The organism is Pseudomonas sp. P5_152 (assembly GCF_033989915.1).
Classification (GTDB): Bacteria; Pseudomonadota; Gammaproteobacteria; order Pseudomonadales; family Pseudomonadaceae; genus Aquipseudomonas.
In genome coordinates this window covers 1,195,995-1,209,456 of the sequence record NZ_JASFAH010000002.1, presented here as the reverse complement: position 1 = coordinate 1,209,456, position 13,462 = coordinate 1,195,995, and the positions used below count along the sequence as shown (strand labels likewise).

The following is a 13,462-nucleotide window of genomic DNA, read 5'->3' as shown; positions in this document are numbered from 1 at the left end:
CTCAGACCCGCGCGGCGGTCACGGCTGCCGAACCCCAGGTGGTTCTCCAGCGGCGCTTGACCCCGTGCAGGCCGAACCACGCCAGGACGCCCAGGCTGGCGAACAGCCACAAGGCCAGTTGATAACTGCCGGTGCTCTGCTTGATCGCCCCCATGCCGGCGGCGAGGGCAAACCCGCCGATACCGCCCGCCATGCCGATCAACCCGGTCATCACGCCGATTTCCCGGCGAAAACGCTGGGGCACCAACTGGAACACCGCGCCATTACCGGCGCCAAGGCCAAGCATGGTGCAGACGAACAGCGCCAGTGCCGCGTACGAGCCGGGCAGGTTGAAGCCGACGGCGGCAATGCACACGATCGCGACGCCGTACATCAGCAGCAGGGTGCGGATCCCGCCGAAGCGATCGGCCAGGGCGCCACCCAGTGGGCGCATCAGGCTGCCGCCAAACACGCAGGCGGCGGTGTAGTAGCCGGCAGTCACCGGGCTCAGGCCGTACTGGTCGTTGAAGTAGCCGGGCAGGGCACTGGCCAGGCCGATGAAACCGCCAAAGGTCACGCAGTAGAAGAACATGAACCACCAGCTGTCGCGATCACCGAGGGCCTTGAAGTAGTCGCTCATGGATTTGGCCTTGGGCCGTTGCGGCGCGTTTTTCGCCAGCCAGGCGAAGACGATCAAGGTCAGGATCAGCGGGATCAGGGCGAAACCGAATACGTTGCTCCAGCCAAACGCGGCTGCCAGCACCGGCGCGATCAGCGCGGCGAGCACGGTGCCCGAGTTGCCCGCACCGGCAATGCCCATGGCTTTGCCCTGGTGCTGCGGCGGGTACCACTGCGAGGCCAGGGGCAGGGCGACGGCAAACGAAGCCCCGGCCATGCCCAGGAACACCCCTAGCAGCAGGGCTTGTTCGTAGCTGTGGATGCCCAGCTTCCAGGCGCCAAACAGCGCGCAGATGACGATGACCTGGCCGATCAGGCCGGCGGTCTTGGGCGACAGGCGGTCTGCGAGCAGGCCCATGACAAAACGCAGCAAGGCCCCGGCGAGGATCGGCGTGGCCACCACCAGCCCGCGCTGTTGGGTGGTCAGGTGCAGGTCGGCGGCAATTTGCACCGCCAGGGGGCCCAACAGGTACCAGACCATGAAGCTCAGGTCGAAATACAGGAATGCCGAGAACAGGGTCGGGGTATGACCGGATTTCCAGAAGCTTGAATTCATCGCGCACCTCAGCGGTTAAGAGTCTCGAAGGAAGTCGTGAGCTTGGCGGTGGCGCGCCGCGACGGCCGCACCACCGGCCCCGGGCTGTGGGGCCAAAACGAAAAAACGCCGCAACCCGCTGCGCTTGCGCGAAAGGGGTGTGCGACGTCGTTGTCGTAGGTGGGGCAACCGCCGTTGGTTACCTGTACCGATTACTTAGCGATATCTGTGCCAACAAGTACGAGCGAGGTAAACCACTGTAGGGGCGGGTGCCCGCTTGCGGCTTGCTCGCGATGGTCGTCAACGATGACGCGCCAAGCCTGATTCAGCGCGGCGTCCTTACGTCCTTCGCGAGCAAGCTCGCTCCTACAGGTTTTGGTGGGTGCATGGGGGATCTGCGAGCGAGGTAAGCCACTGTAGGGGCGGGTGCCCGCTTGCGGTGCCCGCTTGCGGCCTGCTCGCGATGGTCGTCAACGATGATGCGCCAAGCCTGACTCAGCGCGCGTTCATTCCAGCAGTTCACTCATGGCAATGATCTGCTCGGCCACCTGGATCAGTTTCTGCTGGCGGCTCATGGCCTGGCGGCGCATCAGGGTGTAGGCCTGTTCTTCGTTGCAGGCCTTCATTTTCATCAGTAGACCCTTGGCCAATTCGATGCGCTTGCGCTCGGCCAGTTGCTGGTCACGGGCAAACAGTTGGGCGCGCAGGGCCTGGTCGCTTTCAAAGCGCGCCATGGCCACATCCAGGATCGGCTGCAGGCGGGCGGCATGGATGCCTTCGACGATGTAGGCACTGACGCCGGACTTGATCGCCTGGCGCATCACGCCGGGGTCATGTTCGTCGGTGAACATCACGATGGGCCGTGGCTGGTCGCGGCTGACCAGCACCACTTGTTCCAGCACATCGCGGCTGGGTGACTCGGTATCGATCAGGATCACGTCCGGGCGCACCGTTTCGACGCGCGCGGGCAGGTCGATGGTCAGGCCGGATTCGTCGATCACCTCAAACCCGGCTTCAGTCAGGGCGGACTTCAGGCGCCCGACTTTTTTGGCGGTGTCGTTGATCAGCAGGATTCGCAACATGCTCATGCTCTCCTGTCAGGGCTGGGCGCGCAGGGTGGGGGCGTCGGTCATGGCGTGCAGGCTGAAACTGCGGGCATAGGCCGCCGGGTCCGCACCGTCCCAGATCTTGCCGTCGATCAGTTGGCTGCTGCGCATCTCATGGCTGTCCGCGGTCATGCCCAGGGCCCCGGCCGCGTCGCGGTACAGGCCCAGTTGCTGGACCTGGCGTGCCACGCCCAGGTAATCCGGATCGTCGCGCAGCAAGCCCCAGCGGCGGAATTGGGTCATGAACCACATGCCGTCGCTCAAGTAGGGCATGTTCACCTCGCCATGGCCGTGAAAACGCAACGGGTGCGGGTCCTGCCAGCGATTGCCGAGCCCGTCGGCGTAATCGCCCAGCAAGCGCGGTGCAATGTTGTCCACCGGGGTGTCGAGGTAGTCGGCGGCGCTGAGCAACTGTGCGGTGCTGCGGCGGTTTTCCGGGCTTTGTTCGATGAACCGGCTGGCTTCCAGGATCGCCATCACCAGCGCCCGGGCGGTATTGGGGTATTGCTCGACGAAGGCGCGAGTGCAGCCGAGGACTTTTTCCGGGTGGTCAGGCCAGATGGCCTGGCTCGTCGCCAGGGTAAAGCCGAGGTTCTGTTGCACCGCACTGGCGCTCCAGGGTTCGCCTACGCAAAACCCGTCGATCCGCCCGGCCTGCAGATGCGCGACCATCTGCGGCGGTGGCACCACCACGCTGGTGACATCCTGCAGCGGATGAATACCCTGGCTGGCCAGCCAGTAATACAACCACATGGCGTGGGTGCCGGTGGGGAAGGTCTGGGCGAAGGTGAGTTTTGGGCGAGTTTGGTGCACGTGCCGATCCAGCGCCTCAGGACTGGTCACGCCCAGGCTTTGCAGGCCGTGGGAAAGGTTGATGCTCTGCCCGTTCTGATTCAGCCCCATGAGTACGGCCATGTCGGTGGCGGCCACGCCGCCGATGCCCAGGTGTACCGCGTACACCAGGCCATAGAGGCTATGAGCGGCGTCCAGCTCTCCGCTGACCAGCTTGTCCCGCAGGTTGGCCCAGGACGATTGGCGCTTGAGGTTCAAGGTCAGGCCATAAGGCTGGGCAAAGCCCTGGGTGGCGGCAACGACCACCGAGGCGCAATCGCTCAGGGCCATGAAGCCCAGGTTGATCGAGGTCTTTTCCGGCGCGTCGCTGCCGTTGACCCAGGCCAGCGGGCCGACTGATGGTTCGTTCATCGAGAGTGCACCTTGCAAAAAAAAGCGTCGCCCCGGGCCCCTGTGCAAGCCAAGTCGGATGACGACGCCATGGTCTTTCGACTCATCCCGGCGCTGGCATGAGTATGGATAAGGTTCACGGTGCAAGGCATATGCCATTGCCGAGGGATTTGTACATGTACCTCGCCTGCGACCCCGATGCCCGGCTATAATCGCCGCCTTATTTCGCCGCCGACCGAGTCAAGCCCGCCCATGTATACCCTGGCCCGCCAACTGCTGTTCAAACTCTCCCCGGAAACCTCCCACGATCTGTCCCTGGACTTGATCGGCGCGGGCGGACGCCTGGGCCTGAACGGCTTGCTGTGCAAGGCACCGGCCCATGTGCCGGTGAATGTCATGGGCCTGGACTTCCCCAACCCGGTCGGCCTGGCTGCAGGCCTGGACAAGAACGGCGCGGCCATCGACGGTTTTGCCCAACTCGGTTTTGGTTTTGTCGAAATCGGCACGATCACCCCGCGCCCGCAACCGGGTAATCCAAAACCACGGATTTTCCGCTTGCCGCAAGCCGAAGCGATCATCAACCGCATGGGGTTCAACAACCTCGGCGTCGATCATTTGCTGGCCCGGGTCGCGGCGGCCAAGTACAAGGGCGTGCTGGGGATCAACATCGGCAAGAATTTCGATACCCCGGTCGAGCGTGCGGTCGACGATTACCTGATCTGCCTGGACAAGGTCTACGCCCACGCCAGCTATGTCACGGTCAACGTCAGCTCCCCCAATACCCCGGGGCTGCGCAGCCTGCAGTTTGGTGATTCGCTCAAGCAACTGCTCGCCGACCTGGCCACGCGCCGCGCCGAGTTGGCCCTGCGACACGGCAAGCATGTACCCCTGGCGATCAAGATCGCCCCGGACATGACGGACGAAGAAACCGCGCAGGTGGCGCAGGCGCTGATCGAGACCGGCATGGACGCGGTCATCGCCACCAACACCACCCTGAGCCGCGTGGGCGTCGAAGGCATGGAACACGGTGACGAGATGGGCGGCTTGTCGGGCGCTCCGGTGCGCGAGAAGAGCACCCACACGGTCAAGGTGCTGGCGGCGGAACTGGCTGGGCGCTTGCCGATCATCGCCGCGGGCGGGATTACCGAAGGACGGCACGCGGCTGAGAAAATCGCCGCGGGTGCCAGCCTGGTGCAGATCTACTCGGGCTTCATCTACAAGGGCCCGGCGCTGATCCGTGAATCGGTCGACGCCATCGCTGCTTTGCGCTAATACCGCGCCGAACGCAGGCTGTGCCAGTTGCAGAGCAATAAAAAAGGGCCCCTCAAGGGGGCCCCTGGGCCGAAGCCCGCCGTCCGGAGAGGACGTGCATGGTTAAGTCGTTACGTAATCAAGTTGTCGTGTCGGAGTGTGTGCCCTGTTTAGCCGACGGCGTGAAGTTCGTTGAGTCTATGGATTCCCGCAGTGCCGGTCATACCGTCCCAGTTGTCGCCGCGTCCTTCTCGCCAGCCGTTAATCCAGGCTTGGCGTACCGACGGTAGAGTAAATGGGCAAAGCTCACGGGATTTGCCACCAACGCCATATTGATATCCGCGCAAAAATGCTCTTTCCAACGGATCACGCTTAAGTCTTCTCATAGGGTGTTTCCCTCACTTGTTGACTGTATGTGTCGCGTCGACCTCTATCGAGGTCAGGCAGAAAACGCTCTGCCAATGGCGGCTCGCTGCCGGCGTGGCGAGCCAAGGTGTTGACGTCATTGCGGCGTCAACCTGTGTTGAGTTCTAACCAATGCGTCACATCGAGGGAATGATCGTTTTGTCATAAGGACGTAACGATAAAGATGTTAAGGCCATAAGAAACATCGAGGGTTTTGCCGGGTGGTTGGCCAAACCCCGCTATGATCAGGCTCTCAAAGAATGATGAGGCTAATGCTTCCAGCCTCATGTCCAACCGATGCACTCAGTTACTATTCGACGAAGGGTCGAGTTATGACATTTTGTTGCATCGAATTTTTTATCTGCCCGGGCATCTAAGCTCATTCCAGCCGGTTGGCTGGAATAGCCGCCAGGGTGGGACGGCACACCTTCGTGCCACGCGAGCGCTCTTTTAGAAAAGCGCTTGATTGAAAACCGAGCGGTCAATGCGTTGCCCGTTCACTTATTGCTAAAGGCCCTGGAATTCCCATGTCGGATCGTTACGAACTTTTCCTCACTTGCCCAAAAGGCCTTGAAGGCCTGCTCATCGAGGAAGCCGTCGGGCTTGGCCTTGAGGAAGCGCGCGAGCACACCTCGGCTGTGCGCGGCATGGCCACCATGGAAACCGCTTATCGCCTGTGCCTGTGGTCGCGCCTGGCAAACCGCGTGCTGTTTGTCCTCAAGCGCTTCCCGATGAAGGACGCCGAAGACCTCTACCACGGCGTGCTGGATATCGAGTGGCAAGACCACATGCTGGCGGATGGCACCCTGGCGGTGGAATTCAGCGGCCACGGTTCTGGCATCGACAATACCCACTTCGGCGCCCTGAAGGTCAAGGATGCGATTGTCGACAAACTGCGCACGCCAACGGGCGAACGTCCGTCGATCGACAAGCTCAACCCGGACCTGCGCATTCACCTGCGCCTGGACCGTGGCGAAGCGATCCTGTCCCTGGACCTGTCCGGGCACAGCCTGCACCAGCGCGGCTATCGCCTGCAGCAAGGTGCCGCCCCGCTGAAGGAAAACCTCGCGGCGGCGATCCTGATCCGTTCCGGCTGGCCACGCATTGCAGCCGAGGGCGGCGCCCTCGCTGACCCGATGTGCGGTGTCGGTACCTTCCTGGTCGAGGCGGCGATGATTGCCGCTGACATGGCACCCAACCTGCGTCGTGAGCAATGGGGCTTCACTGCCTGGCTCGGCCACGTGCCGGCGCTGTGGAAAAAACTCCATGAAGAAGCCAGCGCACGTGCCGCTGCCGGCCTGGCCAAGCCACCGCTGTGGATCCGCGGTTACGAAGCCGATCCGCGCCTGATCCAGCCAGGTCGCAACAACGTCGAGCGTGCGGGCCTGAGCGAGTGGATCAAGATCTACCAGGGCGAAGTGGCCACCTTCGAGCCGCGCCCGGACCAGAACCAGAAAGGCCTGGTGATCTGCAACCCTCCGTACGGCGAGCGCCTGGGCGACGAGGCGAGCCTGCTCTACCTCTACCAGAACCTCGGCGAGCGCCTGCGCCAGGCCTGCTTGAACTGGGAGGCGGCGGTGTTCACCGGCGCGCCTGACCTGGGCAAGCGCATGGGCATTCGCAGCCACAAGCAATATGCCTTCTGGAACGGCGCCTTGCCGTGCAAGCTGCTGCTGATCAAAGTGCTGCCCGACCAGTTCGTCACCGGCGAGCGCCGGACACCCGAGCAGCGTCAGGCCGAGCGGGAACAGGCGATCTACGATCAGGCACCGGTCGAGCCGCAAGAGCGCCAATACAACAAGAATGGCAATCCGATCAAACCCGCCCCGGCCCCGGCACCCGTGGTCGAGCAGGCGCGCCTGAGCGAGGGTGGGCAGATGTTTGCCAACCGTCTGCAGAAGAACCTCAAGGCCCTGGGCAAGTGGGTCAAGCGCGAAGGGATCGACTGCTACCGCGTGTACGATGCCGACATGCCTGAGTACTCGATGGCCATCGACCTGTACCACGACTGGGTGCATGTGCAGGAATACGCTGCACCGAAGTCGATCGACCCGGAAAAAGCCTCGGCGCGGATGTTCGATGCCCTGGCTGCCATTCCCCAGGCCTTGAACATCGACAAGAGCCGTGTGGTGGTCAAGCGTCGCGAGCGCCAGAGCGGGACCAAGCAGTACGAGCGCCAGAGTGCCCAGGGCAAATTTGTCGAAGTCAATGAAGGCGGGGTCAAACTGCTGGTCAACCTGACCGACTACCTCGACACCGGGCTGTTTCTCGATCACCGTCCAATGCGCATGCGCATCCAGAAAGAGGCGGCCGGCAAACGTTTCCTCAACCTGTACTGCTACACCGCGACCGCCAGCGTGCATGCGGCCAAGGGTGGCGCGCGCAGCACCACCAGCGTCGACCTGTCCAAGACCTACCTGGACTGGGCGCGCCGCAACCTGTCGCTCAACGGTTTCTCCGACAAGAACCGCCTGGAGCAGGGCGATGTCATGGCCTGGCTGGAAGCCAACCGTGATGAGTTCGACATGATCTTCATCGATCCGCCGACCTTCTCCAACTCCAAGCGCATGGAAGGCATTTTCGACGTCCAGCGTGACCACGTGCAGTTGCTCGACCTGGCCATGGCGCGCCTGGCGCCGGGCGGGGTGTTGTACTTCTCCAACAACTTCCGCAAGTTCCAGCTCGAAGACAACCTCACGGCGCGCTATGCCGTCGAGGAAATCACCGCGCAAACCATCGACCCGGACTTTGCCCGTAACGGCAAGATCCACCGCGCCTGGAAAATCATGGCGCGCTAAGGTTCGACGGGTCCCATAGAGCCTTGATGCGTCTCGGCTCTATGGGTGTTCGGCTGGCAAAGCTAATGGCGAATAGCTATAACTTCAGACAAGGCCCAGGTGACGCCGAAGCTCGCTGGCGTTTGAGTTTTGCTTATGCCGTTGCATGCCGCACGACCAAAAATCCTGGGCTTCATCAATGAAGATGTCTCGGCCTGGCTGGTAGCACTGCTGGCGTTGTTGGCCGGTGGCGTGCTCACGGGCCTGCTCGCCTGGACGGCCCTCAATGCCCACCAGCAACAGGTGGCGCAGCGTTTTCAGTTGCTGGCCAGTGAACGCAAGAGCCGGATCGCCGAGCGTTTCGCCGATCAGGAACAGCGCCTCGATAGCCTGCGACGTTTTTTCCTCAACTCCACTGCGGTTTCCCGCGAAGAGTTCGACGGCTACACCCATCCCTTGTTGCAACGCACCCTGGCCTATGGCTGGGCGCCGTTGATCGCCGGCGACCAGCGCGTGGCCTTCGAGCGCGAGGTACGACAGCAAGGCCTCGACGATTTTTCCATTCTCGACCTCGATCCTGCGGGCGGCACGCACGTGGCCCAGTGGCGCGCCCAGTACGCTCCGCTGTTGTACAAGCAGACTTCAGGCATCCAGGGCGCACCCCTGGGCGTGGACTTGCTGGCCCAGCCCGCACGCCAGGCAACCCTGGACAAGGCCCGCGAGCTGGGGGTGATGGTGGTGTCGCAACCGCTGCAGTTGCCAGGTGTCGCCGCCGAGTTCGCCAGCGGTGTGTTGCTGGCAGCGCCCGTCCTGCGCCAGGCCGCAACTGCCGATGGCAGTCCTGCGCTGCGCGGGTATGTGCTGGCGGTGCTCAGTATCGGGCAGTTGGTGGCCGACGGGTTTACCCAGCAGAACCAGGACAACCTGGTGGTGGAGATCGCGGGGCGCAGCCTCGACCAGCAACCAGAGCGGCTTTACCAATCGGCCAACGCGCCGGCGCACCAGCCGCTGTACGAGCGTTCGCTCTTGCGCCTGGGGGATCGCATCTACGATCTGGAGATCCGCACCAGCGCCGCCTTCGAGCAAGCCAACCGTTCGGCCATCACCAGTCTGGTGATCATGGGCGGGTTGTTGAGCCTGCTGCTCAGCGCCTTGCTCTATATCCTGGTCAGCCAGCGCCAGCGCGCCTTGTCCCTGGTGGAGCAGCGCACCCGGGAACTGCGGGACCGCGAGCAGGAATTGCGCGCAGCCCACGCGCAATTGCGCGGAGTGCTCGATGCCGCGACCGAGGTGGCGGTGATTGTCACCGACTTGCGTGGCGTGATCACCACCTTCAACGCCGGTGCCGAACACATGCTCGGTTATCCCGGCAGCGAGGTGCTGGGGCATGCCACCCTGGAAAGCCTGCATCTGCCCCGGGAACTGGAAGAGCGGGCGGCCGAGTTGAGCCTGCGCTATGGCAAGCCGGTGCCGGCGTGCCAGGCGATGCTGGTGCCGGACGCCAAGGAACTCGCACGTGAGCCCCGGGAGTGGACGCTGGTGCGCCGCGATGGCAGCCATCTGCTGGTGAACATGCTCGCCACCGCAGTGCTCGATGACCTGGGGTTGTGGGTCGGGCACCTGGCGATCTGCATTGACATCACCGAGCGCAAGCGTGTGCACGAAGCCCTGGCGGCACGCGACCTGTTGCTGAAAAAACTCAGCGCCCACGTACCGGGTGGCATCTATCAATTCAAGATGGCGGCGGACGGGCGCTTCAGTGTGATCTACGCCAGCGACGGCATTCGCGATATCTACGAGCTCGATCCGCAGGCGTTGCTGGAGAACGCCGAGGTGATTTTCGAGCGTATCCATCCGCTGGATGTGAGTCGGGTTCGGGCCTCGATCCGTACTTCCTCGCAACGGCTGAGCCCCTGGCGGGAAGAGTACCGGGTGCTGCTGCCAGTGCGTGGCCTGCGCTGGGTCAGGGGCGAAGCCACGCCGGAAGAATTGCCCGGTGGTGGGGTGCTGTGGCATGGCTACATCTCGGACGTTTCCGACATGAAGCGAGTCGAGGAGGAGTTGCGGGCCCTGTCGGTGACCGATGCCCTGACCGGGATCCACAACCGGCGCTACTTTCAGGAGCGCCTGACCCTGGAAATGGCCCGGGTGTCGCGGGGCAATGGTGAATTGGCGGTGATCATGCTGGACATCGATCACTTCAAGCGAATCAACGACCGCTACGGCCATGCCGCGGGCGACCGGGTGTTGCAGGCGGTGTGCCAGCGGATTGCCCACCGTCTGCGCTGTACCGATGTGTTCTGTCGCCTGGGGGGCGAGGAGTTCATGGTGCTGTGCCCGGACACCGACGGCCAGCATGCGTATCACTTGGCGGTCGAACTCTGGCAAAGCCTGCGCACCACACCCATCGACGGCCTGGGCACGGTGACCGGCAGTTTTGGGATTGCCAGTTGGCGCCCGGGGGAGGGCGCCGATGCCTTGCTGCTGCGCGCAGACTCGGGGGTGTATGCGGCCAAGCAGGCGGGCCGGGATCGGGTGGTCGAGGAGTTGCCGTAGTTGTCGACGGCTGCGCACCCTGCGGCGCGCAGCCTTGACTCGTGGCCTAGAGGACCGACGCGGTGGCTGCCAGTTTTGGCTGGCGATACAGGTCCAGCAACACTTGATCGAGTACCGACGAAGCACCAAAGGGCGCCTTGTCGTTGAGGATCGCGACCACGGCCCAGGTGTTGCCATTGTTGTCGCGGCTGAAGCCGGCAATCGCCCGGACGGTGTTCAGGGTGCCCGTCTTGACGTGGGCTTCACCGCGCATCGCCGTGGTTTTCAGGCGTTTGCGCATGGTGCCGTCCATGCCGGCAATTGGCATCGAGCTGACGAATTCGGCCGAGTACGGGCTTCTCCAGGCGGCCTGCAGCATGCTTGCCATCTCACGGGCGCTGACGCGCTCGGCACGGGACAGGCCGGAACCGTTCTCCATCACCAGATGCGGCGCAGTGATGCCTTTTTTCGCCAGCCACTGGCGTACGACCCGTTGGGCAGCCATGGCGTCGTCGCTGTCGGCGCCAGTGCGGAATTTCGCGCCCAGGCTGAGGAACAATTGCTGGGCCATGGTGTTGTTACTGTATTTGTTGATGTCGCGGATGATCTCCGCCAGGTCCGGAGAGAATGCCCGGGCCAGGACCTTGGCGTCCTTGGGCACCGCGCCTTGGCGATCCTTGCCCTGGATGCTGCCGCCCAGTTCCTGCCAGATCGCCCGTACGGCGCCGGCGGTGTAGGTGGCGTGGTCGAGTAGCGAAAGGTAGGTCTGCGAGCTGCAGCCGTCGCCCAGTTGGCCGGCCACGGTCACGGTGACGCTGCCGTCGGCCTGGGTTACCGGGTTGTAGCGCACGCCGCCGGCGCACTGTTTGGAGTTGACGGCCTTGACCTGGTTTTCGATGCGGATGCTGGCAATCGGCGGTTCGACCGATACCAGGACCCGGCCCGAATCATTACGGGCCACGAAGCGCAGGGCCTTGAGGTTGACCATGGCCGCGTCGGGCTTGACCAGGAACGGCTTGTTGTCGTCATTGCCGTCATCGTTGAACTGCGGCAATTGCGGTTGATTGAAGAAGCTGCGGTCCAGCACCAGGTCGCCGGTGACTTGCTGCACGCCATTGGCCCGCAGGTCGCGCATCAGCAACCAGAGTTTTTCCATGTTCAGTTTCGGGTCGCCACCGCCCTTGAGGTACAGGTTGCCGCGCAGGATGCCGCCGCTAAGGGTGCCGTCGGTGTAGAACTCGGTTTTCCACTGGTGGTTGGGGCCGAGCATTTCCAGGGCCGCGTAGGTCGTCACCAGTTTCATGGTGGACGCCGGGTTGACCGAGACGTCGGCGTTGAACACGGTCGGGGTGCCCGGGCCGTTCAGGGGGATCATCACCAGCGACAACGCACTGTCGGGCAGCTTGCTGGCCTTGAGGGCTTTTTCGACGTTGGGGGTGAGGGCGGTATTGACGGGTGCAGCAGAAACGGTAAAGGCCAGGGGGATAAGCAGGCCGGCCAGCAACAATGGACGCAAAGATCTGATCATATGAAATAAAACCCTACAGCCGAGGGGAAAAAAGATGAGGGCATGAAGATAAATTCCCTCAGTGGTCACGAAATTGTCGGCATTATGCCCAAGGTATAGCGCTTTGTGCCGCAAGCAGGTGACCTAATCGGCTATTTTTTTTAGCGGAACCAAGGCGGGCGCCCAGAGAGTTACTTATGAGGATCGTTCCCCATGCTTGATCACGGACAGTGAGGGGGCTGAATAGGGGAGAGATTTCGGGGCAGGGAGGACTCAAATCGACGATAAGGGTTCTTTTCTTGAACCAGAATCAAAAAGGGCCATCACGATGGATGGCCCTTTGAACATCAAGCTACCGGATTGATCGGCTTTTCCGGGTACCAGACGTCCAGCAACGGGCTGACGGTGACTTCAGTCAGTTCGCTGCGGCCTTTGAGCCAGGCTTCTACAGCAGCACGCTGCTCTTCGGAAACCGAGCCACGCTTCTGCAGGCAAACCAGACCGTAGTCGTCGCCGCCAACATAGCCCAGGCCGTTGGCTTCCATCGCTTCTTTCAAAAACGCGTCGAGGAATGCATCGATTGCCTCGTCAGCCAAATCTTCCTTGAAGTCCAGGTTCAGCTCGAAGCCCAATTCCTGGAACTCGTCTACACAGAGCTTTTTACGCAGACGCTGGGAGCGGTTAGTGGCCATGAAACAATCCTCTTGAGTAATAACGCCGCGCATCTTATCAGCTACGCGGCACCTCTGCCTGATTGAGTGAGGCGCTGGCCACGCGAAGCAGTTGCTCCCTCGCATTTTAGCTCCGCCATTTTCGAGGATGGCCGGTTGCTGGTGGCGCAGATGTTCATGGTCACCAGCACCAAGACCGCGTTGGCGAGGGCTTTCGAGATGAGTTATGGAGCGCAACTCAATTCGGTCCTGATTCTGTGCGTGCATTCGATTTAGCTCCCGCAAGGAATGCCGGGGGGAGAATACTCGATTCTGCGGTTTGTACTGTCCGCGGACTCACCTATCAACGTTGTCGATCGAAGTATCTGCGCCGATAGCGGCATTCCCACGTACCGCGAAAAAAACTGTCTGGAGTCTGGGCGGGAAACGATCCAAGGGATTTAGAGATGAGTGTAGATAATAAAAATCGTTTGGGAACAATGACATCTGTCTCGGAGGTTCGTAGCGTGCGCGAGCCTTCAATCGCTGCAGCACTTACCTATCTTTTAACAAAGTGCTTAATCAGCATCCTGGTCTGCATCGAAAGGCGTTAATTGCCCTGTCTGAATCGCCCCGCATTACCAGATACAGCTATTTACCGGTATTGGCTGAAAGTATCAAAGTTGCTGCCGATTAGTATGTCGCAAGCACGAGAGCATTCCAGCACCGATACAGAAGTCTGTGCCCGGACAATGAGCAGCCTGTAAGCCTCAGCCTCGTTGGCGGCTTGTCTCAGCCCTGCAGCGATGCGCATCAACTCGACAGCCGAGCATTTCACGTCGCAGGCGAGCCCTTGA

9 protein-coding genes are annotated in these 13,462 nt (G+C 62.1%); 3 read left to right on the top strand and 6 right to left on the bottom strand.

Going from position 1 to position 13,462, the window contains the following annotated elements; genetic code table 11:
• Position 1 precedes the first annotated feature (1 nt).
• From QMK50_RS05210 to QMK50_RS05200, 3 genes are all read right to left on the bottom strand, one after another.
• Positions 2–1,213 (bottom strand): nitrate/nitrite transporter, encoded by a 1,212-nt coding sequence (locus QMK50_RS05210; protein ID WP_320332693.1) that lies wholly within the window; start codon positions 1,211–1,213, stop codon positions 2–4.
• Positions 1,214–1,698: 485 nt separating this feature from the next.
• Entirely contained in the window at positions 1,699–2,274 is a 576-nt protein-coding gene (locus QMK50_RS05205) for an ANTAR domain-containing response regulator (RefSeq protein WP_095165467.1), read from the bottom strand.
• 15 nt (positions 2,275–2,289) lie between these two features.
• Positions 2,290–3,501 carry a CmpA/NrtA family ABC transporter substrate-binding protein gene (locus QMK50_RS05200; protein WP_320332692.1) on the bottom strand — a complete coding sequence of 404 codons (1,212 nt, stop codon included), beginning with the start codon at positions 3,499–3,501 and terminating at the stop codon, positions 2,290–2,292.
• A 231-nt stretch (positions 3,502–3,732) separates the two neighbouring features.
• Here QMK50_RS05200 and QMK50_RS05195 point away from each other — a divergent pair, with 231 nt between their 5' ends.
• Complete coding sequence (locus tag QMK50_RS05195) at positions 3,733–4,752, top strand: quinone-dependent dihydroorotate dehydrogenase (protein WP_095165464.1); 1,020 nt, start codon at positions 3,733–3,735, stop codon at positions 4,750–4,752.
• A gap of 149 nt (positions 4,753–4,901) precedes the next feature.
• On the opposite strand, the gene rmf is transcribed toward QMK50_RS05195, so the two are convergent.
• Positions 4,902–5,117 (bottom strand): ribosome modulation factor, encoded by a 216-nt coding sequence (gene rmf, locus QMK50_RS05190; RefSeq protein WP_003223300.1) that lies wholly within the window; start codon positions 5,115–5,117, stop codon positions 4,902–4,904.
• A gap of 546 nt (positions 5,118–5,663) precedes the next feature.
• Between rmf and rlmKL the strand changes: the two genes are divergently transcribed.
• Positions 5,664–7,934, top strand: coding sequence for a bifunctional 23S rRNA (guanine(2069)-N(7))-methyltransferase RlmK/23S rRNA (guanine(2445)-N(2))-methyltransferase RlmL (rlmKL, locus tag QMK50_RS05185; RefSeq protein WP_320332691.1), 2,271 nt, complete (start codon positions 5,664–5,666; stop codon positions 7,932–7,934).
• Positions 7,935–8,069: 135 nt separating this feature from the next.
• A complete protein-coding gene (locus QMK50_RS05180; RefSeq protein ID WP_320332690.1) occupies positions 8,070–10,469 on the top strand; it encodes a diguanylate cyclase in 2,400 nt (799 codons plus the stop codon).
• Between the two features lie 46 nt (positions 10,470–10,515).
• Here QMK50_RS05180 and dacB read toward each other — a convergent pair whose 3' ends face one another.
• Both dacB and QMK50_RS05170 read right to left on the bottom strand, forming a co-directional pair.
• Positions 10,516–11,976, bottom strand: a complete 1,461-nt coding sequence (gene dacB, locus QMK50_RS05175; protein WP_095165459.1) for a D-alanyl-D-alanine carboxypeptidase/D-alanyl-D-alanine-endopeptidase — start codon at positions 11,974–11,976, stop codon at positions 10,516–10,518.
• A 326-nt stretch (positions 11,977–12,302) separates the two neighbouring features.
• Entirely contained in the window at positions 12,303–12,647 is a 345-nt protein-coding gene (locus QMK50_RS05170; RefSeq protein ID WP_095165457.1) for a YggL family protein, read from the bottom strand.
• Positions 12,648–13,462 lie beyond the last annotated feature (815 nt).

What these genes read in the sequence shown, in the direction of transcription:
- dacB (WP_095165459.1), bottom strand. Translation starts at nt 11,976, where the DNA reads ATGATCAGATCTTTGCGTCCATTGTTGCTGGCCGGCCTGCTTATCCCC.
- QMK50_RS05210 (WP_320332693.1), bottom strand. Translation starts at nt 1,213, where the DNA reads ATGAATTCAAGCTTCTGGAAATCCGGTCATACCCCGACCCTGTTCTCG.
- QMK50_RS05170 (WP_095165457.1), bottom strand. Translation starts at nt 12,647, where the DNA reads ATGGCCACTAACCGCTCCCAGCGTCTGCGTAAAAAGCTCTGTGTAGAC.
- QMK50_RS05180 (WP_320332690.1), top strand. Translation starts at nt 8,070, where the DNA reads ATGCCGTTGCATGCCGCACGACCAAAAATCCTGGGCTTCATCAATGAA.
- QMK50_RS05205 (WP_095165467.1), bottom strand. Translation starts at nt 2,274, where the DNA reads ATGTTGCGAATCCTGCTGATCAACGACACCGCCAAAAAAGTCGGGCGC.
- rmf (WP_003223300.1), bottom strand. Translation starts at nt 5,117, where the DNA reads ATGAGAAGACTTAAGCGTGATCCGTTGGAAAGAGCATTTTTGCGCGGA.
- QMK50_RS05195 (WP_095165464.1), top strand. Translation starts at nt 3,733, where the DNA reads ATGTATACCCTGGCCCGCCAACTGCTGTTCAAACTCTCCCCGGAAACC.
- QMK50_RS05200 (WP_320332692.1), bottom strand. Translation starts at nt 3,501, where the DNA reads ATGAACGAACCATCAGTCGGCCCGCTGGCCTGGGTCAACGGCAGCGAC.
- rlmKL (WP_320332691.1), top strand. Translation starts at nt 5,664, where the DNA reads ATGTCGGATCGTTACGAACTTTTCCTCACTTGCCCAAAAGGCCTTGAA.